General features: G+C 67.6%; 25 protein-coding genes. 4 read left to right on the plus strand and 21 right to left on the minus strand.

Going from position 1 to position 24,913, the window contains the following annotated elements:
• Positions 1-38 precede the first annotated feature (38 nt).
• Together PEM_RS04335 and PEM_RS04340 are read left to right on the plus strand one after the other, a co-directional pair.
• Entirely contained in the window at positions 39-2,261 is a 2,223-nt protein-coding gene (locus PEM_RS04335) for a methyl-accepting chemotaxis protein (RefSeq protein ID WP_095377816.1), read from the plus strand.
• 165 nt (positions 2,262-2,426) lie between these two features.
• Positions 2,427-2,795 (plus strand): glycine zipper 2TM domain-containing protein, encoded by a 369-nt coding sequence (locus tag PEM_RS04340; protein WP_005415760.1) that lies wholly within the window; start codon positions 2,427-2,429, stop codon positions 2,793-2,795.
• 128 nt (positions 2,796-2,923) lie between these two features.
• Here PEM_RS04340 and PEM_RS04345 read toward each other — a convergent pair whose 3' ends face one another.
• The 5 genes from PEM_RS04345 to PEM_RS04365 form a co-directional block, all read right to left on the minus strand.
• The gene (locus PEM_RS04345) at positions 2,924-4,051 is read right to left on the minus strand and encodes an ABC transporter permease (protein ID WP_111127958.1); all 1,128 of its coding nucleotides are present in this window, start codon (positions 4,049-4,051) and stop codon (positions 2,924-2,926) included.
• Positions 4,048-5,235, minus strand: coding sequence for an ABC transporter permease (locus PEM_RS04350; protein WP_095377794.1), 1,188 nt, complete (start codon positions 5,233-5,235; stop codon positions 4,048-4,050). Before PEM_RS04350 ends, PEM_RS04345 begins: the two co-directional genes overlap by 4 nt.
• Entirely contained in the window at positions 5,220-6,233 is a 1,014-nt protein-coding gene (locus PEM_RS04355) for an efflux RND transporter periplasmic adaptor subunit (protein ID WP_095377795.1), read from the minus strand. Before PEM_RS04355 ends, PEM_RS04350 begins: the two co-directional genes overlap by 16 nt.
• Positions 6,226-7,632, minus strand: coding sequence for a TolC family protein (locus tag PEM_RS04360; protein WP_095377796.1), 1,407 nt, complete (start codon positions 7,630-7,632; stop codon positions 6,226-6,228). Before PEM_RS04360 ends, PEM_RS04355 begins: the two co-directional genes overlap by 8 nt.
• Positions 7,633-7,710: 78 nt before the next feature.
• Positions 7,711-8,604, minus strand: a complete 894-nt coding sequence (locus PEM_RS04365) for a LysR family transcriptional regulator ArgP (protein ID WP_005415765.1) — start codon at positions 8,602-8,604, stop codon at positions 7,711-7,713.
• A 105-nt stretch (positions 8,605-8,709) separates the two neighbouring features.
• Here PEM_RS04365 and PEM_RS04370 point away from each other — a divergent pair, with 105 nt between their 5' ends.
• Positions 8,710-9,324 (plus strand): LysE/ArgO family amino acid transporter, encoded by a 615-nt coding sequence (locus PEM_RS04370; RefSeq protein WP_111127956.1) that lies wholly within the window; start codon positions 8,710-8,712, stop codon positions 9,322-9,324.
• Here the strand turns inward: PEM_RS04370 and map are convergent.
• The 15 genes from map to PEM_RS04445 form a co-directional block, all read right to left on the minus strand.
• Positions 9,321-10,103, minus strand: a complete 783-nt coding sequence (gene map / locus PEM_RS04375) for a type I methionyl aminopeptidase (protein ID WP_181453252.1) — start codon at positions 10,101-10,103, stop codon at positions 9,321-9,323. The two genes, PEM_RS04370 and map, sit on opposite strands and share 4 nt — an antisense overlap.
• Before the next feature lie 10 nt (positions 10,104-10,113).
• Positions 10,114-10,326, minus strand: coding sequence for a ParD-like family protein (locus PEM_RS04380; RefSeq protein WP_005415768.1), 213 nt, complete (start codon positions 10,324-10,326; stop codon positions 10,114-10,116).
• Positions 10,327-10,394: 68 nt separating this feature from the next.
• On the minus strand, positions 10,395-10,754 hold the full coding sequence (locus PEM_RS04385; protein WP_053498166.1) for a VOC family protein: 360 nt from the start codon (positions 10,752-10,754) through the stop codon (positions 10,395-10,397).
• Between the two features lie 140 nt (positions 10,755-10,894).
• The gene (locus tag PEM_RS04390) at positions 10,895-11,779 is read right to left on the minus strand and encodes a hypothetical protein (RefSeq protein ID WP_111127953.1); all 885 of its coding nucleotides are present in this window, start codon (positions 11,777-11,779) and stop codon (positions 10,895-10,897) included.
• Between the two features lie 3 nt (positions 11,780-11,782).
• Complete coding sequence (locus tag PEM_RS04395; protein ID WP_111127952.1) at positions 11,783-12,847, minus strand: GNAT family N-acetyltransferase; 1,065 nt, start codon at positions 12,845-12,847, stop codon at positions 11,783-11,785.
• 28 nt (positions 12,848-12,875) lie between these two features.
• Positions 12,876-14,276, minus strand: coding sequence for an aminotransferase class III-fold pyridoxal phosphate-dependent enzyme (locus PEM_RS04400; protein WP_111127950.1), 1,401 nt, complete (start codon positions 14,274-14,276; stop codon positions 12,876-12,878).
• 64 nt (positions 14,277-14,340) lie between these two features.
• Positions 14,341-15,057: an MtnX-like HAD-IB family phosphatase gene (locus PEM_RS04405; protein ID WP_111127949.1), complete on the minus strand. Its 717-nt coding sequence runs from the start codon at positions 15,055-15,057 to the stop codon at positions 14,341-14,343.
• Between the two features lie 174 nt (positions 15,058-15,231).
• Positions 15,232-16,434, minus strand: coding sequence for a DegT/DnrJ/EryC1/StrS family aminotransferase (locus PEM_RS04410; protein ID WP_111127947.1), 1,203 nt, complete (start codon positions 16,432-16,434; stop codon positions 15,232-15,234).
• 10 nt (positions 16,435-16,444) lie between these two features.
• Entirely contained in the window at positions 16,445-16,843 is a 399-nt protein-coding gene (locus tag PEM_RS04415) for a DMT family transporter (protein WP_032954032.1), read from the minus strand.
• The gene (locus PEM_RS04420; RefSeq protein ID WP_021202495.1) at positions 16,840-17,199 is read right to left on the minus strand and encodes an EamA family transporter; all 360 of its coding nucleotides are present in this window, start codon (positions 17,197-17,199) and stop codon (positions 16,840-16,842) included. Before PEM_RS04420 ends, PEM_RS04415 begins: the two co-directional genes overlap by 4 nt.
• 1 nt (position 17,200) lies before the next feature.
• Positions 17,201-18,037 carry an alpha/beta fold hydrolase gene (locus tag PEM_RS04425; RefSeq protein ID WP_005415777.1) on the minus strand — a complete coding sequence of 279 codons (837 nt, stop codon included), beginning with the start codon at positions 18,035-18,037 and terminating at the stop codon, positions 17,201-17,203.
• 80 nt (positions 18,038-18,117) lie between these two features.
• A complete protein-coding gene (locus tag PEM_RS04430) occupies positions 18,118-19,497 on the minus strand; it encodes a sensor histidine kinase (protein ID WP_065186713.1) in 1,380 nt (459 codons plus the stop codon).
• Complete coding sequence (locus PEM_RS04435; RefSeq protein ID WP_008265770.1) at positions 19,494-20,177, minus strand: response regulator; 684 nt, start codon at positions 20,175-20,177, stop codon at positions 19,494-19,496. Before PEM_RS04435 ends, PEM_RS04430 begins: the two co-directional genes overlap by 4 nt.
• Positions 20,178-20,310: 133 nt before the next feature.
• On the minus strand, positions 20,311-21,438 hold the full coding sequence (locus PEM_RS04440) for a metallophosphoesterase (RefSeq protein ID WP_111127946.1): 1,128 nt from the start codon (positions 21,436-21,438) through the stop codon (positions 20,311-20,313).
• A 73-nt stretch (positions 21,439-21,511) separates the two neighbouring features.
• Positions 21,512-21,961 (minus strand): helix-turn-helix domain-containing protein, encoded by a 450-nt coding sequence (locus PEM_RS04445; protein ID WP_111127944.1) that lies wholly within the window; start codon positions 21,959-21,961, stop codon positions 21,512-21,514.
• Between the two features lie 14 nt (positions 21,962-21,975).
• Here PEM_RS04445 and PEM_RS04450 point away from each other — a divergent pair, with 14 nt between their 5' ends.
• The gene (locus PEM_RS04450) at positions 21,976-23,253 is read left to right on the plus strand and encodes an MFS transporter (RefSeq protein ID WP_162911577.1); all 1,278 of its coding nucleotides are present in this window, start codon (positions 21,976-21,978) and stop codon (positions 23,251-23,253) included.
• 95 nt (positions 23,254-23,348) lie between these two features.
• Here PEM_RS04450 and PEM_RS04455 read toward each other — a convergent pair whose 3' ends face one another.
• Positions 23,349-24,764, minus strand: a complete 1,416-nt coding sequence (locus tag PEM_RS04455; protein WP_065179787.1) for a GGDEF domain-containing protein — start codon at positions 24,762-24,764, stop codon at positions 23,349-23,351.
• Between the last annotated feature and the right edge of the window lie 149 nt (positions 24,765-24,913).

Genomic DNA, 24,913 nt, shown 5'->3' on the forward strand with positions numbered 1-24,913 from the left:
CCGCCATCGATCGTACGGCCATGATCAAGGGAATTGAGATGCTCGCCTTACGCAACCTCCGTGTGGGATCCCGGCTGGGTGCCGGGTTCGGTTTGCTGCTGCTGTTCATCGTGGCCATCGTCGGCCTGGCGCTGTACGGAAACCATCTGAAGTCTGCCCAGTTCTCGAAAGTGGTGGACGTAAATATGGTGAAGATGCGGCTGTTGAACGAGATGCTGGATACCAACAACGCGGTGCTGATGCATCGCCGGCTGATGGTGATCAAGCGCGGTGAGGATTTCGACAAGGATTATCAGAAGGCGCAGGAGCTGTCGCAGACCTACGACGGTATCTGGGCCAAGTACATCAAGATTCCACGCGATGCCACCGGTGATGCCCTGGTGGCGAAGATCGACGCGGCACGCAAGGCCACCGACGCCTCCACCCAGCATCTGCACGAGCGCATGAAGGCCGGTGATTTCGACGGTGCGGCCAAGGAACTGCTCGCCGAGCACGGCCTGGCTGCCGCATGGAATGAGACGATCTCGACCCTGCTGCGGCATCAGGAGACACTGACCGCGCGCAGCCGCGAGGAATACCGTTCAACCGAATCCTGGACCGGCACGCTGTCGATCGTGTTCGGCGTGCTGAGCCTGATACTGGGCTCGCTGGCCGCGTGGGCCATCACCCGCAGCCTGACCCGCCCGCTGGAAGGTGCGGTGAAGCTGGCCGACGGCATCGCCAACGGGCGGCTGGACAACAGCATCGACGCGTCCGGCAACGATGAGGTGACGCAGCTGCTCAGGTCGATGCAGCGCATGCAGGCGCAGTTGCAGTCGGTGATGGCGGCGCAGGGCGAGCTGGCCCGCCAGCACGATGCCGGCAGCCTCAGCTATCGCATGGACGAGGCTGCCTTCCCCGGCGACTACGGGCGCATGGTGCACGAGACCAATGCGCTGGTCGGCTCGCATGTGCAGGTGCAGAACCGGCTGATCGAAGTGATGAAGCATTACGCCCGTGGCGACCTGTCGGTGGACATGGATCCGCTGCCGGGCGAGAAGGCGGCGATCACCCAGGCAATGGACGAGACCAAGACCAGCCTGTCGGCGATCAACTGCGAGATCCGCCGGCTGGCGACGGCCGCGGCGGCGGGCGACTTCAGCCTGCGCGGCGATGAAGATCGCTTCGCCTACGATTTCCGCGACATGGTGGCTGGACTCAATCGCCTGATGCAGACCACCGACGAGAACCTGGTGCAGGTGTCGACGCTGCTGCAGGCGATTTCGCGCGGTGACCTCACCGTACGCATGCAAGGTGATTTCCACGGCGTGTTCGCCCGCATGCGAGATGACTGCAATGCCACCGTCGATCAGCTCAAGCAGATTGTCGGCCGCATCCAGTCCAGTGCGTCCAGCATCAACCTGGCAGCAGGCGAGATTGCCTCGGGCAACACCGATCTGTCGCGGCGTACCGAACAGCAGGCGGCAAACCTGGAAGAGACCGCAGCATCGATGGAGGAACTGACCTCCACCGTGAAGCAGAACGCCGAGCATGCACGCCAGGCCAATCAGCTCGCCATCGGCGCGCACGGTGTCGCCTCGCAGGGCGGCGAGGTGGTCGGCCAGGTGGTCACCACGATGTCGGCCATCGAAGCCTCGTCGAAGAAGATCGCCGAGATCATCAGTGTCATCGACGGCATCGCCTTCCAGACCAACATCCTGGCCTTGAACGCGGCGGTGGAGGCCGCGCGTGCCGGCGAGCAGGGCAGGGGCTTTGCGGTGGTGGCCAGTGAGGTGCGCACGCTGGCACAGCGCTCGGCCGGAGCGGCCAAGGAGATCAAGGGCCTGATCGAGGATTCGGTCGGCAAGGTCGCCGATGGATCGGCGCTGGTCCGCCAGGCAGGCACCACGATGGGAGAGATCGTGGCGTCGGTGCAGCGCGTGACCGACATCATGGCTGATATCTCCGCCGCATCGCAGGAGCAGAGCTCGGGCATCGAGCAGGTGAACCAGGCTGTGGTGCAGATGGATGAGACCACGCAGCAGAATGCGGCGCTGGTGGAAGAGGCCAGTGCAGCGGCACGCTCGATGGAAGAGCAGGCCAACCTGCTGGCTGAGGCGGTTTCGGTGTTCCGCACGGGTGCGGCGACGGCAGCGGCGGTGGTACGCCCCGCATTGGCAGCGGTAGCTGCGACGGTCACCCCGGTACGCCGGCCCGCTGCGCTTTCACCCCGCATCGAACCGACACTGGCGGCCAATGCCGGTGGTTGGGAAGAGTTCTAGAACGTGGCACGCCGGTAGGGAGACGGCGCCCATCACGATGGCTGATCGTGATGGGCGCGGATTTTCTTCCTGAACGCGCGATGGCCGATGAGGTGGCGGACACGCGCATTTCACCTTGGGTTGCCAACCGCGGGAGGACACTTGCGCCATACCGGAACTCAGGAGATGGCCATGAAGACCTCGACCCGATTGCTTGTGCTGGGCACCCTGCTGGCGGCTTCGTCGGTGGCCGGCGCGCAGACGTATGGGCCGCGCGATGAGGGACGCAAGTTCAACGACGGCAGCCGCGTGGTCTGCAAGAACGTGGAAGTGCAGCGCAACTCGCGCGATCCGAACCGCATCGCCGGTACGGCCACCGGCGCGGTGATCGGCGGCCTGCTGGGCAACCAGGTGGGCGGCGGCAATGGCAAGAAGCTCGCTACCGTGGCCGGTGCTGTTGCCGGTGGCGCGGCCGGTCGCCAGATCCAGGGCAACAGCCAGCAGAAGAATGGCGACCGCGTGGTCGAGCGCCGCTGCGAACGCGTCTATCGCTGATCGATCGCCGACAGCCCCAGTTTTCCCCTTCCACATCGCAGTACTTGAACGCCGGCCCCGCGCCGGCGTTCTTCGTTGCAGGAAAAGGGGACGGAGGGGATTAAGTCGCAATCTCCCAAACCGGCCGGTTACGACTTAATCCCCTCCGTCCCCTTTTTTGCGAGGAGGCGCCAGGTGGCGAGGCTGCCGTAGAGCAGCAGCAGGACGGTGAGGGTGATCAGTTCGTGGCTGATGTCGGCCAGGCGGGCGTCCATCTGGTTCAGGCGCACCATCAGGTTGATGCCCGAGGTGGTCGGCAGCAGCTGTGCCAGCCAGACCAGCGGTTGCGGCGTCATCACCGCCGGCCACGACAGGTTGGCGAGGAAAAACAGCGGGATCGAGGTGGCGATGATGTACTGGAAGGCGCGTTCGCGGGTACGGAAGAAGCTGCCGATGAACAGGCCGAACGCCACCGTCGCGGCGATGAACAAGGTGCCGCCCAGCAGCTGGCCCAGCGGGTTGCCTCCTCGTGGATAGTCCTGCACCCAGGCGGTGAACCCGGCATACCAGAACAAACCGAACAGGCCGATCAGGCCGAAGCCCATCGCCATGCCGGCCAGGGTCGGGAGGTCGAAGCGCAGGCGCCGGCCGAGCGCGAGGCGGCGGCCGCCGAGGAGAACGCCGATGCCCATCAACAGCGTCTGGTGCACGATCAGCTCGGCCACGCCGGGCACGATGGCGCTGCCATAGCCTTCCTGGGTGTTGTACAGCGGGCGCTGTACCAGGGTGACCGGCGGTGCCTGTGGCGCGCCCATGAAGGCGGCCTGGCCGACCACGGCGTCGCGCCCGAATGCGCCCAGTGCATCGGCCACGCTGCCCAGCACCCAGCTGGCACGGCCCAGGTAGGCACCGTTGCCAAGCAATACCAGCTTGGCCGGATGGCCGCTCAGGATGTCGCGTTCCAGGTTGGCCGGGATCACGACGATGCCTTCGGCGTGGCCGGCTTCGAGCTGCTGGCGTGCGCTGTCGACGTCCGCCGGTTGCCCGACCACGCGCGCAACGCGCAGTGCGTCGAGCTTGCGCAGCAGCTCGCGGCTGGTCGCGCTATGGTCTTCGTCCACCACCAGCACCGGCAGGTTGCCGGCCACCTGGTGCCGGTAGGCGGCTGGATAGAAGAACGAATACAGGATCACCGCACCGACCATCACCACGATCGCGTAGCGGTCGCACAGCACCGCCATCAGGGTCTGCCGCAGGCTGCGCCAGAGCATGCTCATGCGTCGGCCCCTGCGGATTGTGCGGCGGCAGGCGTGCGTGCAAAGGCGATCAGGCGCAGGCCGCCGATGCCACCGGCCACCACCGTCATCAACAGCAGCGTAGCCAGCGGCCATGCCGAAACCTGCAGCGGCGAGCCGATGAACTGCTGCTGGGTCTGCAGCTTGATGTAGGCGCTCAATGGCAGCAGCTGGTGCCAGACGCGGGTAAACAACGGCCCGTCCAGCACCGGGAAGGTGGCACTGGAAAACGCCAGTGCGGTGCCGATGCTCAGACCCACCGCGGACAGCGCGGTACCCATGTCGCGGGTGACGCCGACGAAGAACAACGCGTAGGCGGCCGTGGCCAGGTAGAACAGGGGCTGTGCGAGCAGCAGCAGGAGCACGCTGCCGGCCACACCATCGCCGCGCAGCCAGGCCAGGTAGCCGATACCGAGCGCGCCATACAGCGAGAACAGCAGGAGGTACGGCGCGACCTTGCCGGCGATCGCCGACCACGGCGTGCGAGCCAGCCAGGCGGGCAGGGTGCCATCGCGGATCTCGCGGCCGAGGCTGCCGGCCACCGCAAGTGCCAGTACCAGTGACAGCACCGCCGGGAAGATCAGTGGCAGCAGGAACAATTCGTAGCTGCGCGCCGGGTTGTAGAGGATGTCCGACTGCACCGCGATCGGCGCCGCGCGCAGCTTGCCCGGGCCAACCTGCAGGCCGATGCGCTCGCGCAGCAGGCGTGCGTTCCATGCGGAAACCGCGTCGCCGATGTCGCGCGACGCGGACTGGCCGGTGGTCATGTAGGTGGCGTTGTAATAGGCGAACACCTTGCCCTGGCGCCCACGCAGCGCCTGCCGGGTGACATCGCGCGGCACCAGCACGATGGCGAACACGTCCAGGCTGCGCAGCTGCGAACGTGCCTCCTCCAGGTCCGCTGGCTGGCTGGCGACGCGTACGCCGGGACTTGCGTCGAGCATGCGCAGCAGCAGGCGGCTGTCACTGCTGTGGTCAAGGTCGACCACAGCAATCGGGATATCGCGCATCACCGACGGCGTGAACATCCATGCCATCACTACCAGCATCAGTAGTGGCAGCAAGGTGACCAGCAGCAGGTCGGCACGGTTGCTGCGCAGCGACTGCAGCTCGCGCCGCCACGAAGCGGCGAAGCCGTTGCGGTCCGGGCTCAGTGCTGGGGCCATGCGAACAGCACGCTCATGCCGGGGCGGAAGCCCTCGATGCGGCGTACCGGGCGCACCCGCACCTCGAAGCTGCGGACGTCATAGCCGGACGACTGGCGGGTGGTACGCCAGGTTGCGTAGTCGCCGGCCGGATTGATGAAGTAGACCTCGAACTCACCATCCAGGCGCAGCGCCGGCACGCTGCCCTGCAGTTTGCTGCCGACCTTCAGGCCCTGCATCTGCGATTCGCGCAGGTTCATCGCCACCCACATGCGGTCGATGTCGACCAGGGTGAACACCGGATAGCCGGCCGGCACCAGCTCGCCCGGATCGGCCATGCGCTTGTTGATCTCGCCCGCCACCGGCGCACGTCCTTCCACTTCTGCTCGCGCGGCGTTGACCTCGGCCACCGCGCCCTGCGCCTGCTGTACCTGGCCCTGCGCGGCGCGCTTGTCCTGCTCGCGGGCGCCGGCCAATGCCATGTCGTACTGCGCGCGGGCGGCGCGGGCCAGTTCGCGCGAACTGGTGGCCTGGGCATGCGCTTCATCGCGCTTCTGCCGGGTCATCACCCCTTCGTTGAACAGGTTCTGCACGCGCTGGTAGGTCGCTTCGGCCAGCGTCGCGCCGGCTTCGGCCCGCTTCCAGTTCGCTTCGGCGGCACGGATGTCTTCGCTGCGCGCGCCTTCATCGGCCTTGTCGGCCACCGCCTGCGCAGCGGCCAATGCGCCGTGCGCCTGTTGTTCCTTGGCGGCCACTTCGGGACTGTCGAGCAGGAACAGCACCTGCCCGGGCTGCACGCGATCGCCCTCGCGCACCTTCAGCTCGGCCACGCGCGCGGTGATCTTGGCGGCCACGTTGATCGTGTCCGCATCGGCCATGCCCTGGATCTGGTCGGCCGGGCTGCGCCAGGCCAGCCACAGGCCGAGCACCACCGCGACCAGCAGGACCACCAGCAGGATCGGTCCCAGCCGTCGCTTGCCGGGGGGCGTCGTCGCATCGTCGTGCAGCACATCACTCATGGTCCATCACCTCGTCCGCACGCCGCCGGAATTCTTCGAAACGGTCCATCTGTCCACTGATCTCCAGCAACTGTGCCAGCGCAATGTCGTATTGGTAGGCGGCCTGTGCGCGCTCGACACGGGCGCCGCCCAGGCCGAGCCGCGCATCGATCACATCCAGCGAGGTGGCCTGGCCTTCGCGGAATGCCAGCTCCTGCAGGCGCAGGTTTTCCTGTGCCTGGGCGATGCTGCTGTCGAGCAGCACGAACTGCTGGCGCGCGGTCTCAAGTTCGTTCCAGGCCTTGCGCACGCCCAGTGCGACCTGGTTCTCGGCCTCGCGCAGGCCCGCTTCGGCCTGGTCCTGCTGCGCACGCGCGGCGCTGATCTGCGCCGGCCGCGAGTTCGGCGACAGGAAGGTGTACTTCAGGCCGATGCCGAACGCCCAGTCCGGGTCGGTCAGCATCTCGTCGCGGCGACGGAAGTCGTACTGGCCGAAGGCGAAGATCTGCGGCTTCAGCTTGGCCTGCTGCACGCGCACGCCCTGTTCGGCCTGCGCCACCATCGCGCGCAAGCGCGCGATCTGCGGCTGGCGCGCCTGCGCCGTGCGCTCGAAGCTGGCCACCGGTTCCATCGGCACGCGCTGCACGAACAGCGGCGACACCGGCTGCACCTCGCCACCACTGCGCAGCAGCGTGGCCAGCGCGGCCTTCAGCGTAGCCAGATCGTTCACCGTCTTCTGGTATTCGCGCTCGGCCTTGTCGCGGGCCACGGTGGCCTGCAGGCGCTGGGCGCGGGTGGCGAAGCCCTCGCGCTCCAGCTTTTCTGCATCGGACAGGTGGCGGTTGAGGCCGTCGCGTACGTCGCGGCGCACGTCCACCGCCTGCTCGGCCAGGCGCTGGCCGAAGTAGGCCTGGGCCAGCTGCACGGTCAATGATTGGCGCTGTGCCTCGCGCTCGGCGTTGGCCTGCTCATGGGCGGCGCTGGCCGCACGTTGCGCGGCCGGGATCACGCCGCCGGTGTACAGCGGCAGCACCGCGGTCACTACCGGGCGTGTACGCCAGTCGCGCTCGGTGAACGACAGCGGCGAATCGATACCGAAGGCTTCAGCCACGGGCGCCAGCGAACCCAGTGGCAGGGTCAGGGTCTTCTGGAACTGCAGGCGGCGTACTTCGCCGGTGATCTCCGGCAGGCGCAGCAGGCGCGTGGCGTCCTGCAGGTCCTGCTTGTTGCGTACCGCTGCATCAGCGGCTGCCAGCGCATCGGAGACCTGCTCCAGGCGTTGGCGTGCCTGTTCCCAGTCCAATGCGGGGGCGTCGTTGCTGTTCTGCGCGGACGCAGCGGTTGGCAGGCATGTCGCCAGCACCAGCGCCAGCGCGGCCTTCGCGCGGTGCATCCTTGTACGTCGGCCGATCACGCCCATGCCGTCCCAGTGGTAAAGAAGTGCGCAAACGGTAGTGCGCGCGGCGTGAAGCCCGAGTCTGCGGTCATCGGATTGTCCTCAACGAAGGGTGCCGCTGGCCGCAGTGCGCAGCGCCTGGGTGATGTGCTGCAGCGTGCTTGAGCGCACGGCGGCATGTTGCCAGTACAGCGGCACATCCAGCCAGCGGCGGGGTTCCAGTACCACCACGCGGCCGGCGCGCACGGCGGGCGCGACCAGGGTTTCCGGGGCCATGCCCCAACCGAGTCCGCACGCGGCAGCTTCGACGAAACCGGTGGAAGAGGGCAGGTAGTGTAGCGGCGGCTGCAGTCGCGCGCGGGTCAGGCGCCGCACGAAGCGCCATTGCAGCTCATCCTTGCGGTTGAACACCAGCATCGGTGCGCGCGCCAGGGCCGCGGCCTGCATGCCATCGTTGAAGTACTGGCGGGCGAAGCCGGGCGAAGCGATCGCGTGGTAACGCATGGCGCCGAGCGGGTGCACGTTGCAGCCCTTCACCGGCTGGCTTTCGGCGGTCACTGCGCCGAGCACGCTGCCATCGCGCAGCAACTGCAGGGTGTGGTCCTGGTCGTCCATGCGCAGGTCGAACAGGTAGCCGTGGCGCTGGTGCAGGTCTGCGATGGCGGGCACGAACCAGGTATCAAGCGAGTCGTCGTTGACTGCCAGGGGGATCGGCGTGCGCGCGGTGTCACTGCCACGCTCGGGCAGCAGCTCGGCCAGCGCCTCGGCTTCCAGCGCCTGCATCGGCCGTACCCGGCGCAGCAGCGCTTCACCCGCGGCGGTGGGGCGGCACGGTGCCTGGCGAACCAGCAACACCTGCCCGAGCCTGTCCTCCAGGGCCTTGATCCGTTGCGACAGTGCCGACGGGCTGATCGACAGGCGGCGTGCCGCAGCCTCGAAGCTGCCTTCTTCCAGCACCGCAGCGAATGCGGCCAATTGTGGATGTACCAGATCCATGCCGGTGCCCCTTCAGTTTTTCTGCACAGGATAAAGAAAAACCAGATTGTCTTAACCGGCCGTTGGCCGCACCCTGCGCATCCCTTCGCTGCCTGGCTTGTCCTGATGTGGATCGCCGCTGCCGCCGCCGGCCTGTTCGCAGGTGCCGGCCTGATCATCGCCATCGGTGCGCAGAACGCCTTCGTGCTGCGCCAGGGCCTGCAGCAGCGCCATGTGGGGAAGGTGGTGCTGGCCTGCGCCGGCGCGGACATCGTGCTGATCCTGGCGGGCGTGGGCGGCATGGGCGCGCTGGTGCTGCAGTGGCCGCTGCTGCTGCAGGGGCTGCGCTTCGGTGGCGCGGCCTTCCTGCTCTGGTATGGCCTGCAGGCGGGGCTGCGCGCATGGCGCGGTGGCAGTGCGCTGGCCGCCGCCGAGGCGCAGGGCGGCAGCGGACGGCAGGTGCTGCTGACCTGCCTGGCCTTCACCCTGCTCAACCCGCACGTCTATCTGGATACGGTGGTGCTGCTGGGCAGCCTGTCCACGCGCTACCCCGGTGACCTGCGCTGGGCGTTCGCCGCCGGTGCGTGCGCCGCCAGCGTGGCCTGGTTCTGCACGCTGGGCTATGGCGCGCGCCTGTTGCAGCCGGTGTTCCGCAGGCCGGACGCCTGGCGGGTGCTGGATGGGGGCGTCGCGATCTTCATGTTCTGCCTGGCAACGCTGCTTCTGTTGCGTCCGCTCTAGCCCGCATCCACCGCGCACAATGGCGTTTCGCCGGGGCGCAGGGTCAATACGCGCACGCCGCTGCGGGTAACCGCCACGGTGTGCTCGAACTGGGCAGACAGCTTGCCGTCGCGGGTGTAGACCGGCCATTGGTCCGGCTGCTGGCGGATGGCCGGCCTGCCCTGGTTGAGCATCGGCTCGATGGTGAACACCATGCCTTCTTCCAGCACCAGGCCGGTGTTGGGATGGCCGTAGTGCAGGATCTGCGGTTCCTCGTGCATTTCCTGGCCGATGCCATGGCCGCAGTATTCCTTCACCACGGTGTAGCCGTGGCTGCGCGCGTAGCGGGCGATGGCGTGGCCGATGTCGCCCAGGCGCGCGCCGGGGCGCACCGCGGCGATGCCTTCCCACATCGCCTGGTAGGTGGTCTGCACCAGCCTGCGCGCGGCGTAGTCGACCTCGCCCACCAGGTAGGTGGTGCTGGAGTCGGCGATGTAGCCGTTCTTCTCCAGGGTGATGTCGAGGTTGACGATCTGGCCGTTACGCAGCACGTCGGTGGTGCTGGGCACGCCGTGGCAGATCACGTTGTCGATCGAGGCGTTGAGCACGTACGGGAAGCCGTACTGGCCCTTGCTGGCCGGCCGCGCCTGCAGCTCGTCAACGATCATGCGTTCGACGAAATCGTTGATCTCCATCGTGCTGCGGCCCTGCAGCGGCAGCCGGTCGAGCGCGGCGAACACCTGCGCAAGCAGGCGCCCGGATTCGGCCATCAGCGCGATCTCGTCGGGGCGCTTGATGATCGCCATCTGCTCAGACCTGTCCCGGTGCCAGCAGCGGCGGCTGCACGCCGGCAGCCCGCAGTTCGCTGGCGACGATGTCCTGGAAGCTCAGCGTGGGATTCATTTCGCACAGCATGCCGACCCGGATCCAGAAGTTGGCCTGGGCGTTGATCGAACGGCTGGAGACAGTGCAGGCACGGCGCAGCTGGTCGTGCAGGGTGTCATCGATGTTGACGATGCCCATGGGCGGTCCTGGCGGAGTGGATATACGAAGCATATATGTTTCGTATATATGCCTCAAGTCCGCATTGTTCAGTCCAGGTGGGTGGCAAAACGCAGGCGGTTGCCGTCGGGGTCGCGCAGCAGCATCTCGCGGCTGCCCCAGTCGGTGTCATGCGGTGGCTGCTCGATCGGCACGTTGGCGGCGCTGAAGGCGCGGTACAGGCTGTCGACGTCGTCGACGATGAAGTACACCGCGCCGCCGACCTCGCAGTCACCGCTGTGCTCGGTGAGGAAGATCGTCTGGCCATCGCGGGTGAGCTGGGCGAACAACGGCAAACCGGCTTCGAAGCGGTGTTCCCAGTCGACCACGAAACCCAGCCCCTGCACGTAGAACGGCAGGGTGGTATCGGCATGGCGCATGCGCAGTTGCGGGATGACGGTCTGGGGCATGGCGAGGGCTCCGGGGCGGGAACCCAGTGTAGTGCCGGCCGCTGGCCGGCATTCCCGTGAGCCCGGGAACAATGAGGTTGCCGGCCAGCGGCCGGCACTACCGAAGCCACGCCGGCCAACGCCCGGCATTGCCGACGCGGTCAGCAGGCCGTCGGAGCGGCGGCGATTGCCGCCAGCAGTTCGCGGTTCACCTGCTGGTGCCGGGCCTGCCAGGCAGGAAGATCATCGGCGCTGACGTCCGGCTGGCCATCCAGCGACGACAGCCAGCGCTTGAAGCGGCTCTGGTAGTTGGCCAGCGAAACTTCGCCGGTGATGTCACTGCCGACCAGGCCACCGGCGCGCAGTGCTTCGATCACCACCAGTGCGTGTTCCAGCTGGAAGCGGCCCTGGTCCCAGTTGCTGCGCGCAACGTCCTCGGCGAATACATCCTTGTCGATCGACAGGTAGGTCGGCTGTGGGGATGCGGCCTGCTCGGCGGCGAACGCGGCGACCAGTGCTTCCGGGTGCTCGAAGCGTCGGAACGCACGGCCCATGCCGAGGCGGTGGCCCCAGCCCACATCCACGTCCATGCACCAGTACGTCAGGCGTCCACCCATCAGCGGTCGCCAGTGGTTCTCCCAGGCATGACCGAGGCCGATATCGCTGGAAGTGATGCCGAGCACATGGACGTGCGAGATCTGCGGCAGCTTGCTGGCGGCGTTCACCCACGAGCCGCAGTGCATGCCGAGCGGGAACCGCATGTTGTCCGGATGGTTGTCCAGCACCACCAGTTGGAACGGGGCCTGCCCGCGCATGCGGCGCAACAGTGGCAGGCTGAGGTGGTGGAAGTCGCCACTGCCGAGCATGACGGTTCCGAGCTGGGCCGGCAGTGGTGCCAGCACGTCAGCGGCGAAACGGTCCAGGGTGGCATTGCTGCAGGCAAAGCGCAGCGGGTCATGCCACTGCGGCAGGGCCAGGGTCTGTGCCTGGGGCAGCGGCAGCACGCCACCGTCCAGGTCCAGGATCAGCGGGGAACGCAACGGCATCGTTCAACCGCCTCCATCAGGTTCGCTCTGCAGGTGCGGGGTCAGCTTGCGCAGGGCGGCGCGCAGCAGCGGGGAGCGTGCGTGGATCGCGTGCCGGGTGGAGGTGAAGCGCGCACCCAGTTCGGCCTTGATGCGCGAGTCGGTCCAGCCGGCCACGTAGTGGCTCAGGCCGTGCTGCAGCGCGTACTCGAGGTTGTGCATCCAGCTGACGGCGTACAGGTTGTGCTCGCGCGACTGCGGATAGGCCAGGCCGATGTACTTGTCCACCAGCTTGCCGGCATGCACGTAGCACAGGTTCCAGCCGATCAACCGGCCCTGGTGGCGGTACAGGAACATCCGTCCCTGGCCCTGGCTGTCGGCCAGCAGGTACTGGAAATAGGGCAGGTCGAGCTGGTCGAAATGCACCGCGCTCTGCGCGTATACGCCCAGGTACAGCGCGTACAGTTCGGCCTGCAGTTGCGGGTCGGCCAAGGCCGGGTTGCCGGTGGCGATGCAGTCGATCTGCAGGTCATCGCGCGAACGCAACTTGCGACGGATGTTCTTGCGGCGCGAGGATGACAGGCGGCCGAGATAGTCGTCGAGCGAATCGAAATCGATCGCCACCCAGGCCAGCGGCATGCCTTCCAGTTCGACGAAGCCGCGTGCCAGCAGCGCCTGCAGGAAGGCGCCGCTGTGTGCGTTGGCCGCGTCGTCCAGCAGCGGTGAATCGACTGCCAGGTCCTTCACCACCAGCAGCCGGGTATCGCCGATCGCGTGACGCGTCACGTCCTCGGCCAGCGCCTCCGGGGCAACGTGTGCCGGCAGCGGGGTGTACTCGGTGCTGGTGGCACCGACGAAGCGCGTCTTCCAGGTGATCCACGGCCGCCACAGGCGCGACAGCGGCAGGCCGAGCAGCCTGCCGCGCAGTTCGTCATCCATCGTGGTGGTCAGGTCCAGCGGCGCACGGAAGGTCGGCAGGCCGCTGGGAAGGCGGCCTGCCTCAAATCCGAGCGGCGGGTGGGCCAGGAAGCCCTCCAGCAGCGCGGTCGGTTCCAGCGCGGTACTGGATGCGCGTGACGTCATCTCCATCGGCACGGGAACCGGCAGCGCATCGACCTCAGCCCTTGGCCTTGGTCAGCGCCTGGTCGAGCAGGGTGACCGCCAGGTCGATTTCTTCGTAGCTGATGTCCAGCGACGGCGCGAAGGTGATCACGTTCTTGTACCAGCCACCCACGTCGAGCACGAGGCCCATGCGCTTGCCGTCGTGCAGCAGGTCACCGGCCAGGCCGATGTCGACCATGCGGTCCAGCAGCTCCTTGTTCGGGGTGTAGCTGTCGGCCTGGCAGATTTCCGCACGCAGCGCCAGGCCCAGGCCGTCGACGTCGCCGATTTCCGGGTGGCGCTTCTGCAGGCCGCGCAGGCCGTCGAGGAAGTAGGCGCCCTTTTCCGGCACGGTGCGCTCGTAATCCATTTCCTTGCCCAGCTTCAGCACTTCCAGGCCCAGGCGGGTGCCCAGTGGGTTGGAATTGAAGGTGGAGTGGGTGGAGCCCGGCGGGAACACGGTCGGGTTGATCAGCTCTTCGCGCGCCCACAGGCCCGACAGCGGGTTCAGGCCGTTGGTCAGCGCCTTGCCGAACACCAGCACGTCCGGGGTCACGCCGAAGTGCTCGATCGACCACAGCTTGCCGGTGCGCCAGAAGCCCATCTGGATTTCATCGACGACCATCAGGATGCCGTACTTGTCCAGCACGCGCTTGAGGCCGGTGAAGAAGTTGCGCGGCGGGATGACGTAGCCACCGGTGCCCTGGATCGGCTCGACGTAGAACGCGGCGTACTCGGCCTGGCCGACCTTGGGATCCCACACGCCGTTGTACTCGCTTTCGAACAGGCGCTCGAACTGCCACACGCAGTGGTCGGAGTACTCGTCCGGGGTCATGCCCTTCGGGCGACGGAAGGGGTACGGAAACGGGATGAACATCGCGCGCTCGCCGAAGTGGCCGTAGCGGCGGCGGTAGCGGTAGCTGGAGGTGATCGACGACGCACCCAGGGTGCGGCCGTGGTAGCCGCCCTCGAAGGCGAACATCAGGCTCTTGCCGCCGCGCGCGTTGCGCACGATCTTCAGCGAGTCTTCAATGGCCTGAGCACCGCCAACGTTGAAGTGCACGCGACCGTCGAGGCCGAACTTCTCGTGCATGTCCACGGCAATGGTCTTGGCCAGCTGCACGCGGGTCGGGTGCAGGTACTGGCTGGCGACCTGCGGCAGGGTGTCGATCTGGTCCTTAAGTGCATCGTTCAGGCGCTTGTTGCTGTAGCCGAAGTTGCACGCCGAGTACCACATCTGCAGGTCGAGGTAGGGCACGCCCGCGCCGTCGAACATGTAGCTGCCTTCGCCGCGCTGGAAGATCTTAGGCGGATCGACGTAGTGGACGGTATCGCCGAAGGAGCTGTAGCGGGCTTCGTCGGCCAGCAGCTGCGCATCGGAGGCAGCGGCGGCGGCGTTCTTGTCAAAAATGTTCATGCAGTTCGGTTCCGTGAAGGACGTTCGAAAGGGGTAACAGGGGAGCGCGCCTGCAAGGGAGTGCTCAGGCGGTGGCAAGCAGCAGGGGCAGTGCGGCGGGCTGCGGGCTGGCGTCGAGGCGACGTGGCTGCAGCAGGCTGCCATCGAGCAAGCGCGGCAGCAGTGCGATTGCATCGTGGAAGGTGTCGATGGCGGCATGCTCGATGCCGGCATTCGTGCAATGGGTAATCAGGCGGCGCTTGGCGAACACGAAGTCGGCGTCTTCGGACACGCAGAAATCCGAGCTGCCGTCGCCGATCATCAGCACGCGCGGTGCTTCGTTGGCGCGCGCCTGCGCGGCGCAGGCGCATTTGCAGGTGCCACTGCGGCAGCCTTCGGCCTGGTAGGGCGATTCCAGTTCCCAGTGGTCATCGCACCAGCGCAGGTGGTTGGCCACCACCGGCAGCTGCGCCAGGCCGTGGTTGGCGAGGATGCGATGGATCGCATAGTCCAGGCCGTCGCTGACGATGCGCAGTGGCAGGCCCAGCTGCTCGGTGCGAGCGACGAAGGCGACGAAACCTGGATCGATCTGCACCTGGTCCAGATGGGCATCAAGCGTGGCCGGATCCAGTTCCAGCCGCCGCACCTGGCCCTGCATGCATTCACGCGAGCCGATCTTTCCCGCCTTCCACTGGTCTTCCAGTTCCTGCCAGCCCGGCTGGCCGTACTTTTCCAGCAGCGAGTCGATGACATCTTCGAGGCTGATGGTGCCGTCGAAGTCACACAGGATGCTCCAGTGCATGGGCAGGTCCGTCGATGAGAAAGGCGTCCGGCACATTGCCGGGGCAGGCTCAATGTAGGCAGGCCGCCTTTCTCGTTCCTTTCCTGTTGAAAGGCGCTTTTGACGGGCTGGGAAAGCGTTCAGGAAAGTACATGGATGAATGCGCGGAGCGCAGGCCACGCGCGCACGTGCGGGTCAGGCGCGGGCCAGGACCTGCAGTATTTCGCCCGTCTCCTCACGGGTCTGCCAGGCGCTGTTGCCAAGGGTGAGCATGCGTGCGGCGAAGTCACGTGCATTGGGCACGTCCTCCTGCGGCACGATGCCACGCAGGTAGGCGTAGTCGGGCAGGGCATGGATGAACATGCGGCTGGCACCGAGGCCGCGCGGCCACAGGTCGTCCAGCGCGGCATCGCGCGCGCGCTGGCTGGGCAGCAGCAGCATCAGCATCGGCCAGGTGCCGCCGCTACCGGCCAGGCCATCGACCACCTCCACCGCCGGCAGTTGTGCCAGCTGCACGCGCAGCTGCAGTGCGCGCAGGCGCCCGGCCTGCAGGAACGCCGGCAATCGCCGCGCGGCATGGGCACCGATGTTCTGTCGCCATCGACTGACCCGGTGCTGCGGTATGTCCAGCGGGAAAATGTCACCGACCGCGTCTTCCAGATCGCCACGCTGCAGTGCGCTGCGCAGCGGATTGCCGTACACCAGCGACAGCAGCGAGGGGCGATAGCAGGCGGCAAGGCCAAGCAGCTGCACACTGCGAAGCAGCTCCCAGCGCAGGTTGAAGCGCACCTGTTCGGCGGCATGCTCGGCCAGTTCGGCGCGCAGTTCGTCATCGCGGCTGACCAGCAGGCCGCCTTCGTGCAGGCTCAGCCCCTTGCCGGCGGCCAGGCTGAAGAATCCGATGTCGCCACGCAGGCCGACACTGCTGTTGCCCACCCGTGCGCCCAGCGCCTGTGCGGCATCTTCGATGACCCAGGCGCCGGCGCTGCGGGCGATGTCGCAGGCCCGTTCGACATCGGCGATGCGACCGCCGAGGTGGGTTGGCAGGATGGCCAACGTACGCGCATCGGCCAACCGTTCGAGCTGGCCGGGATCGAAGTCGAAGTGGCCGCGCCGGGTATCGCACAGCTGCACGCGCAGGCCGAGGCTGTGCACCGCGATCGGCACCAGCGGGCAGGTGTAGGCCGGCATGATCACTGTGTCGCGCCTGGGTGCGCGCTTGCGCAAGGTGCGCAGGGCGATCAGCAGCGCGTGCGTGCCGGAACAGGTCAGCTGCAGCGGCGGCGTGCCCAGCTGGTTGGCCAGGATCCCGCGCAGGTCACCACCACCGGGAAGGAAGTCGCTGGCCTGCATCGGCAGGCCGGCGGTCGGTGGCAGTTCGCGCGCGAACAGGCTCATCGCAGCCCGCTCACGAGGTGCTTTCGGCGGGGCTGTGCGGGTCGTCCGCTTCCGCGCGGCCGAGGCAGACGATGCCGGCCACGATCAGTACCGCACCGACCAGGTGGTGCAGGGTGAGCGGCTCTTTCAGCAGCCAGGCCGACAGCAGCAGCACACTGATCACTTCCAGGTGCGAGGCCGCGAATGCCGGGCCGATCGGCGCATGCCGCAGCAGGCTCATCCAGGTGAAGAACGCACCGACGTAGCCCAGGATGGCGCCGTACACCCATGGTTGCGACAGCACGCGCAGCAGCCAGGTGGTGTTGGCCTCGACCGGCAGCGCAGCATCGCCGGCGTACTTGAAGCACAGCTGGGCCAGGGTGTCGAAGGCCATCAGCAGGGGGAAGCCGATCACATACAGGCGCCTCATGAGCCGGCCCCCACCACCGCCACGCCTGCTGTGACCAGCAGCATCCCGGTCACCCGCAACGGCGTGAGCTTCTCGCGGAACAGGATGCGGCCGGCGATCATCAGCGCCACGATGTTGATCGAGCCCAGCAGCACGCCCTTGGACAGCGGAACCAGTGACAGGAAGGCGATCCAGGCGACGAACTCAAGCACGTAACAGGCGATGCCGATCCACAGCCAGGGGCGGCTGAGCATGTGCTTCCAGCGCTGCAGTCCCTCGCCCTCCTGCGGGTCGCTGGCGGCGGCCTTGAAGGCGAGCTGGCCACCGGTATCGAGCACGACATTGGCCAGCCACAGCAGCGTGGCAAGTGCCCCCATCTCAGGCCACCGCCTTGAGGACGCCGCTGCGTTCACCGATCCCGGTGAAGAAGCGCGCGCTGCGGCGGATCACCTCGCGGCGTTCGCGGTCGATCGTGATCATGTGGTAGCTGTCCTCCAGCACCACCAGTTCCTTCGGGCCACTGACCCGCGACATCACCAGTTCGGCATTGCCCATGCTGGCCACGTCGTCTTCGCGGGCGTGCATCACCAGGCACGGGGCGGTGACCTGGTGCAGGTGGCGGCGGGTCCAGTTGCTCAGCGCACGCATCTCGGCCAGCGCGTGCCAGGGATTGCCCGGAAGGCCTGCCGCCGCGCTGTCGCCGGACAGCATGGCGGCGCTGACCTGCGCACGCAGGCGCTCGTCGCGCAGGCCGTACGGCGGTTCTTCCATGAACATGCGGTCGCGGCCGATGTTGAAGCGCTTGAACCACGGCAGCAGGAACGAGAGGCGGGCGACAGCGGGTATGTTCCAGCCGTCGTAGCGGAACGTGGCGCCATACACGCCGACGCCGGACACCCAGTCCGGTCGTCGAGCAGCAAGTGCCAGCGACAGCACCGCGCCCATCGACAGGCCACCGACGAACAGCTGGTCGACCTTGCCGCGCAGGCTTGCCGCCGCATCTTCCACGCCCTGGTACCACTGTTCCCAGGTGGTCGCCAGCAGGTCATCCACGGTGCCACAATGGCCGGGCAGCTGCACGCCGTGTACGGTGAAGCCGGCGTTGTTCAGCCCTTTGCCCAGCATGCGCATTTCCGCCGGGGTACCGGTCAGGCCGTGGACCAGCAGCACGCCCTGCGGGCCACCGGGGAGGAAGAAGTCGTGCGAGTCGGTCACCTGGCGGCTCCGGGACGGCAGTGGGGAGGGTCAGGATCGCAACCGCGATTTTCGCCAGCCTTTCAGCGCCCCGGTCCGGGTCAGGGGGCCTTCAGCAGCGGCAGTGTGATGGCGACCTTGAGTCCGCCGCCGGGGCGGTTGAGGAAGGTCAGGCGCCCGCCGAAGTGCTCCACCGCCTCGTGGGCGATGGCCAGGCCCAGGCCGGTGCCGCTGGCGGTGGTGCCGGGGGCGCGGAAGAAGCGCTCACCCAGCCGCGGCATCACGTCCTCGGGTACGCCGGGCCCGTTGTCCTCCACGTACAGTTCGACGTCATTGTCATCCAGCGCGTGCACGCCGACGGTGACGGTCGCATCGCGGCCGGCATAGCGCAGCGCATTGTCGATCAGGTTGTCCAGTGCTTCCTGCAGCTGGGCACCGTTGCCGAGCACGCGCAGCGGCTGGGGGCTGCCGCGGTAACCCAGATCGATGCCATCGCGGATCGCTTCAGGCACGCGTGTACCGACCCACTGCGGCACCCGTTCGCACAGGTCCAGTGCCTCCACCGTCTCCGGCACGGTCTGGGCCCGGCTCAGCGCCAGCAGCTGGGTGCTGACCCGCGCGGTGCGCTGGTTGAGCCGGCGGATGTGCTGCAGTGCCTCGCGCACCGTGTCCGGGTCGCCATGCGCCAGTGCCTGGTCCACGTGCAGGGCCATGCCGGCCAACGGCGAGCGCAGCTGGTGCGCGGCGTCGGCGATGAAACGGTTCTGCAGGGTGATCATTTCCGCCTGGCGGGCAAACAGATCGTCGATGGTGCTGATCAGTGGCTGGATTTCCTCCGGCACGTCGGCGTCGGAGATCGGCGCCAGTTCGCCGCGGCGCTGTGCCAGGCGGGTCCTCAGCGGGGTCAGGATGCGCAGGCCATGGGTCACCCCGAACCAGACCAGCGCGGCAGTGCCCAGCGCCAGCATGGTCATCAGCGGGATGATGATCATCAGGATCTCGCGCGCGCGCTGGCGTCGTTCGGCCATGCTTTCGGCCACGGTCACCGCCAGTTGGTCCTGCGGATCGTTCATCGCACGCGTGCAGACGGTGGCCATGCGCACCGGCTGGCCGTTGAGAATGCCATCGTACAGGGTGGGGTCCACGCCGGTGCATTCCTGCGAAGGCGCGTAGGCACTGAAATCCGCATTGCCGCTGAGTGTCCCCTGGCGGCTGCTGTCCACGTTGAAATAGCGATGGCCGTCGGGCTCGTACTCGATCAGGAAGCGCGCCTGCGGAGACAGGTCGCTGGTCACCGGCATGGTGCTCAGCATCTGTGCGAACGAGTGCGTGTCGTCGATCAGGTTGCGGTCGTGGATGCGGTTGGAATAGTCCAGCGCAACGTAATAGGCCAGGATCGTATTGAAGGTGAGCAGGCCAAGCATCGGCAACGCCAGGAACGCGAGCAGGCGCCGGCGCAGGCTGGGCGGTCCACTGATCACGGGGCGCTGTCGTCCTGCGCGTCTTCCAGCATGTAGCCCAGCCCGCGCACAGTGCGGATGCCCATGCCGCCCGGCTGCAGCTTGCGGCGCAGGCGGTGCAGGGCGATGTCCAGGCCGTTGTCGGTCAGGTCCTGGCCCCAGTCGCACAGCGCTTCCACCAGCTGCGCGCGTGACACGATGCGCTCTGCACGCACCGCCAGCGCCGACAGCAGGCCGAACTCGCGTGCGGTCAGTTCAAGTGATTGGTCGTCGATCCATACGCGGTGCCCGGCCAGGTCCAGGCGCAAGCGGCCGATGCGCAGGTCCGGATTGCCATTGCTGGTGACCCGGCGCAGCTGTGCACGCACGCGGGCTTCGAATTCGTCCAGTGCGAACGGCTTGACCAGATAGTCGTCGGCACCGAGGTCGAGCACGCGCACCCGCTCGGCCAGGCCGTCACGCGCGGTCACCACCAGCACCGCCAGGCCATCGCCACGCTGGCGCAGTCGTTGCAGCACGTCGCGGCCATCCAGTTGCGGCAGCCCCAGGTCCAGCACCAGCAGTGCGTACTGGGTCGAGCCCAGTGCTGCATCGGCGTGCGCACCGTTGTCGACGTGGTCGACCACGTGCCCCTGCCGGCGCAGCGAGGCGCACAGGCCGGAGGCGATGTCCGGGTCGTCTTCAGCAATCAGAACGCGCATGCGCGGGGGCTCCTGTAACGGTCAGGCCCACCGGCTGGACGGGGCGGGCCTCTCGGCTGCCGAAGGGTAGCCGCAAACCGGGTGAAGGTGGAGCGCGCCGGCACCTCCTGGCGCCGTCACGCTGTCCCTCCATTCAGTCCTGCAGCCCCGGCTCACCCCGCGCCAGCGGCACCCGGGAGCCATCCAGCAGGCCACGGCTGAGCTTGCCCTCCTCGATGAACAGCAGTTCGCCGTTCTCGCCGTTCTTGATGCTGCTGTCGATGGCGATCACGCGGTCGCCGTGGAAGCTGCTGACATGTGGCATCGAGGTATGGCCGACCACGATGCGCTTGAGCTGCAGGCGGTCGAGTACGGCCTGCACACCCGCGGTGTCGAGGCGGCCATCGAAATAGCCGCGGTACCAGATCGGGCTGGTCTTGCCGTCATACAGCGGTGCGGTGGCCGGGTCGGCCTTCACTTCGGCCCTGGGCAGGCCCAGCGAGGCCTGATAGGCCGCGTTGGTGCGTGCCGGGTCCAGCGCCAGCCGCACCGCCTCGGGCGAGATGCCGCCGTGCAGGAACAGGGTATCGCCGATCTTCAGCAGCACCGGTCGGGTGCGCAGCCACTGCCCGATCACCGAGTCGGCGCCATACAGCTGCGGGTAGCTGCGGCCCAGCAGCTGGGCGCTGCGCAGGTACTTCGGGTTGACGTAGCGCAGGTCGTCATACAGCACCATGGTTTCGTGGTTGCCGAGCACGAAGTGCACGGCGCCACCGGCGGCGGCCGCCTGCTGCTGCAGGCCGTAGAGCAGCCAGAACGCCTCGGTCACCTGCGGGCCGCGGTCGAACACGTCGCCGGCGATGACCAGCGTGTCCTTGCCCAGCGCCCAGCGATCCTGCGCGTCGATCACGTGATGGGCACGCAGCAGGCGCACCAGCAGCCCATACTGGCCGTGGATGTCGGACAGCGCGACGATGCGCGGTGTGGCCGGCAGCACCGAGACCGAGGCTGCATTCGGCGCAGCCACATGCACGGTGTGTTCGTAGCCGCAGCGCGGTGCGATATCGGTCCCTGTTGCCCCGGAGGCAAGCGTGCGCGATTCGACCTTGTCGGCACAGATCCACTTGGCCTGCACCCGGTCGCCCTGGCGGAACACATAGGGGCCATCGGCCTGCACGTGGTCGGCGGGCGCGGCCACCTCGCGCGCCTGCGTGGTTCCGGCGCTGCAGGCCAGCAACGGCAGCAGCAGGGCGGTCATCAGGGAAGGGCGAAAGCGCGACATCGTCGGTGTCCGGCGGCGGAAACATCCGATGCTAACCGGCGCGACCGGGTCGCGGTGTGCGCGAATGGGCGGGTCAGGCGCTGTGCCCGTCGTCCCGGAGCTTGCGCACACGGGTGGCGGCGGCCTGCAGCGGCTGACCGTCGCGACCGCGCGGCTGCATGTACGGCAGCGGGCGCCGCGTGCTGGACTCGATCAGCTGCGAATGGGCCTCGCCCGCGTCGAAGCGATGGCGCTCACCCCATTGGCGCAGCGCGACCAGCACCGGGAACAGCGCCTGGCCCGCGGCGGTGAGCACGTATTCCTGATAGGCCGAGCCATCGGAGGCCGGTTGCAGTTGCAGGATGCCCGCCTCGACCAGCCGGCGCAGGCGGTCGCTGAGGATGTTGCGCGCGGCGCCGAGGCTGCGCTGGAAGTCGCCGAAGCGGGTGATGCCATCGAAGGCATCGCGGATCACCAGCAGTGCCCAGCGATCACCGAGCAGGTCGGCGCTGCGGGCAACGGGGCAGGGACTGTTGGCGTGCATGCTGTGGCCTCCGAATGTGGTTGCAGTTTAAAACCAATGACGATAGCCTGCATCAAGTTTCAAATTGCAACTACATCATGAGCGCATCGATGTCCCGCCCATTGCTGACCCTGCTCGCGGTCGCGGCCGGCGCCAGCGTGGCCAACGTCTATTACGCGCAACCGCTGCTGGATCGGCTGGCACAGGCCTTCGCGCTGGAGCGGGCGGTTGCCGGCGCGGTGTTGGCCGCAACCCAGGCCGGCAGTGTGCTGGCATTGCTGGGCCTGCTGCCGCTGGCCGATCGCGGTGACCGGCGACGCCTGCTGCGGATGCAGTTCATGGCGCTGGTGCTGGCCCTGCTGTGGCTGGCAGCGGCACGCACGGCCGGTTGGCTGTTGTCGGGCATGCTGCTGGCCGGGCTGTTGGGCACCGCGCTGACCCAGGGCTTGATCGCCTATATCGCCACGCTAGCGCCGCCCGAGCAGCGCGGGCGCGTGGTGGGCGTGGTGCAGGGCGGCGTGTTCATCGGCCTGTTGCTGGCGCGCGTTGTATCGGGCGCGGTCGCGGCCACCGTCGGCTGGCGGGCGGTCTATCTGCTGTCGGCAGCGCTGATGGCAGCCCTGGCCGTACTGCTGTGGCGGCGCCTGCCGGCCGTGCCGATACCCGCGGTACCGCCGCGGTGGCGCGACCTGCTGGGCTCGATGCTGGGCATGCTGCGCCGGGATCGAACGCTGCGCGAGCGTGGTCCGCTGGGATTGCTGCTGTTTGCCGGACTCAACGTGTTCTGGGCGGCGGCTCCCTTGCCGCTGTCGGCCCCGCCGCTGCAGTGGTCCACTGCGGCCATCGGTGCGCTCGGCCTGGCCGGGGTGGCAGGTGCATTGATGGCGTCGCGGGTCGGGCACTGGATGGACTGCGGTTTTGCCGATCGGGTCAGTCTTGGCGCGCTGCTGTTGATGCTGGTTGCGTGGTGGCCCCTGCTGGGCCTGCCGCAGTCGCTGTCGTTGCTGCTGCTGGGCGTGATCGTGCTCGACCTCGGCGGCCAGGCACTACATGTTTCGAACCAGGCATTGTTGCTGCGTGCACCGGCGGAACAGCATGGGCGCCTGGTGGCGTTGTACATGCTGTTCTATGCGGTGGGTAGTGGTGCCGGTGCGGCTGCCGGGCCCTGGATGCAGGCCCGGCACGGCTGGCCTGCCGTGTGCCTGCTGGGTGCAGGCATCGCGTTGCTGGCGCTGCTGTGGTGGGCGGGGTGGGGAGTGGTGGCGTTCAATGCATCGGCTGGCGCGCGGACCGGTAAAGTCGACTGTCGGTAGAGTCGACTGTCAGTCGACTGCTCTTCGCCCCGCGTGCGAAAAATTCCGCGCTGCGCGCGATAGTCGACCAGCGGTCGACTCTACCTGTCCTGTCGTCATCGCTGCAACGCACGCCGCCCCGGGGCTTCCTGCAGGTCCCCGCTGGCCACCACCACGCGGTTGCGGCCGCTGCGCTTGGCCTCGTACATCGCCGCGTCGGCACGTGCCATCAACCGTTCGTAGTCCGGGTGGCCATCATGGCCGGCCACGCCGATGCTGGCAGTCAGCGACAGAACCTGGCCGTTGGCCAGTGCCACTGGCGACTGCGCGATCTGCCGGCGCAGGCTCTCGGCGATCACCGAGGCCTGTGACTCACTGGCGGCAACCAGCACCACCACGAACTCCTCGCCGCCGTAGCGGAACAGGTAGTCGCTGCCGCGGGTCAGCTGGCCGAGCAGGCCGGCGACGTGCTGCAACGCGCGGTCGCCGGCATCGTGGCCGTGGCCGTCGTTGATCGCCTTGAAGTGATCCAGGTCGAGCAGCAGCAGCGAGAACGGCGTGCGATTGCGCGTGGCCAGCTCGATCTCCCTGCGCAGCACGGTAGGCAGGAAGCGGCGGTTGAGCAGGTTGGTCAGGGCATCGCTGCCGGCATCCAGTTCACCGATGCGTTCGAACAACAGCGTCATCAGGGTACGGATGGCGGCCAGGTCCTCGCGAATGGCCGGCAGCACCGCCAGTCGTTGCGCCGGGGTGTCATTGCTTGCCCGCTGCAGGTTGCCGTCGATGCGGGCCATCAGCTGGCCGACCTGCTGGGTTTCGCTGCTCTCGCCGAAGCTGGGGATGCCCTTGTGGGTGAACCACAGGCCGAATTCCGAGGTCGCCAGGCTGGCGCTTTCGCCGGCCTGCACGTGGCCGGCGAGTGCGTAGAGCAGGGCGTTCTCCCAGTCCAGCAGCAGTGCACGCTGGCGCTCGCGTTCGGTACCGACATTCTGCACCAGCGAGAACAGCCGGTAGGCAGCATCGGCACGGGTGGAGCGCTCACGTGCATGGGTGTAGGCCAAGGTCATGCCTTCCATGGCGATGTCCATGATCGCGCTGAGGCAGTCGATGGCGGCGAACGCGGTGGCGCTGTCGGGCGCGTCGTCGCGCAGGCGCACGAACAGCTCGTGCTTGAGTACGCGCGCGCCGCGGGTGACCAGGTCGACCGGAATGCCGACCCGGGCATGCACATCGCCGATCACGCGTTGCGAGGCAACGGTGGCGGCAATGCCGTCGGCATCAGTGGTCAGCAGCTGCACCAGCCAGCGCTGCATGGCCGGTTGCAGGCGTTGCTTGACCTGATCGTGGGACAGGAAGCGGCGTGCACGCCCGTCCTGCAATAGCACTTCGTAGAAGCGTTGGGCCAGCGCCGGCGGGGCATCGGTTGCGGCGGCGTGCAGCAGCGCGGTGGCGGCCGGGCCGGCCTGTTGCAGGCAGTGCTGCCAGGCCTCGGCCAGCGGCTGGCTGGCATCGTCCAGTTGAGGTGGTTCCACGTCGATCTCTGACTGCGTACGGCAAACCACCGGTATCGGCCGCGGCGGCGTGCGGTTGATGGTGGGCAAGCCAGCCAGTTTAAGCCCGATGCAGGGTCGTTCGGCACGCAGGGCACATCACGCCTGCGGTAGCAATGAGTGAACGCATT

This window comes from Stenotrophomonas sp. Pemsol (assembly GCF_003586545.1).
In the GTDB taxonomy this organism is placed as follows: Bacteria; Pseudomonadota; Gammaproteobacteria; order Xanthomonadales; family Xanthomonadaceae; genus Stenotrophomonas; species Stenotrophomonas sepilia.

Excerpts from the sequence above, each read along its gene's own strand:
- PEM_RS04395 (WP_111127952.1), bottom strand. The coding sequence starts at position 12,847 with ATGGAGATGACGTCACGCGCATCCAGTACCGCGCTGGAACCGACCGCG.
- PEM_RS04420 (WP_021202495.1), bottom strand. The coding sequence starts at position 17,199 with ATGGGGGCACTTGCCACGCTGCTGTGGCTGGCCAATGTCGTGCTCGAT.
- PEM_RS04405 (WP_111127949.1), bottom strand. The coding sequence starts at position 15,057 with ATGCACTGGAGCATCCTGTGTGACTTCGACGGCACCATCAGCCTCGAA.
- PEM_RS04350 (WP_095377794.1), bottom strand. The coding sequence starts at position 5,235 with ATGGCCCCAGCACTGAGCCCGGACCGCAACGGCTTCGCCGCTTCGTGG.
- PEM_RS04370 (WP_111127956.1), top strand. The coding sequence starts at position 8,710 with ATGTGGATCGCCGCTGCCGCCGCCGGCCTGTTCGCAGGTGCCGGCCTG.
- PEM_RS04380 (WP_005415768.1), bottom strand. The coding sequence starts at position 10,326 with ATGGGCATCGTCAACATCGATGACACCCTGCACGACCAGCTGCGCCGT.
- PEM_RS04450 (WP_162911577.1), top strand. The coding sequence starts at position 21,976 with ATGTGGTTGCAGTTTAAAACCAATGACGATAGCCTGCATCAAGTTTCA.
- PEM_RS04335 (WP_095377816.1), top strand. The coding sequence starts at position 39 with ATGCTCGCCTTACGCAACCTCCGTGTGGGATCCCGGCTGGGTGCCGGG.
- PEM_RS04385 (WP_053498166.1), bottom strand. The coding sequence starts at position 10,754 with ATGCCCCAGACCGTCATCCCGCAACTGCGCATGCGCCATGCCGATACC.
- PEM_RS04400 (WP_111127950.1), bottom strand. The coding sequence starts at position 14,276 with ATGAACATTTTTGACAAGAACGCCGCCGCCGCTGCCTCCGATGCGCAG.
- PEM_RS04355 (WP_095377795.1), bottom strand. The coding sequence starts at position 6,233 with ATGAGTGATGTGCTGCACGACGATGCGACGACGCCCCCCGGCAAGCGA.
- PEM_RS04415 (WP_032954032.1), bottom strand. The coding sequence starts at position 16,843 with ATGAGGCGCCTGTATGTGATCGGCTTCCCCCTGCTGATGGCCTTCGAC.
- PEM_RS04390 (WP_111127953.1), bottom strand. The coding sequence starts at position 11,779 with ATGCCGTTGCGTTCCCCGCTGATCCTGGACCTGGACGGTGGCGTGCTG.
- PEM_RS04445 (WP_111127944.1), bottom strand. The coding sequence starts at position 21,961 with ATGCACGCCAACAGTCCCTGCCCCGTTGCCCGCAGCGCCGACCTGCTC.
- PEM_RS04410 (WP_111127947.1), bottom strand. The coding sequence starts at position 16,434 with ATGAGCCTGTTCGCGCGCGAACTGCCACCGACCGCCGGCCTGCCGATG.
- PEM_RS04345 (WP_111127958.1), bottom strand. The coding sequence starts at position 4,051 with ATGAGCATGCTCTGGCGCAGCCTGCGGCAGACCCTGATGGCGGTGCTG.
- PEM_RS04360 (WP_095377796.1), bottom strand. The coding sequence starts at position 7,632 with ATGGGCGTGATCGGCCGACGTACAAGGATGCACCGCGCGAAGGCCGCG.
- PEM_RS04435 (WP_008265770.1), bottom strand. The coding sequence starts at position 20,177 with ATGCGCGTTCTGATTGCTGAAGACGACCCGGACATCGCCTCCGGCCTG.
- PEM_RS04340 (WP_005415760.1), top strand. The coding sequence starts at position 2,427 with ATGGCCATGAAGACCTCGACCCGATTGCTTGTGCTGGGCACCCTGCTG.
- PEM_RS04440 (WP_111127946.1), bottom strand. The coding sequence starts at position 21,438 with ATGTCGCGCTTTCGCCCTTCCCTGATGACCGCCCTGCTGCTGCCGTTG.
- PEM_RS04365 (WP_005415765.1), bottom strand. The coding sequence starts at position 8,604 with ATGGATCTGGTACATCCACAATTGGCCGCATTCGCTGCGGTGCTGGAA.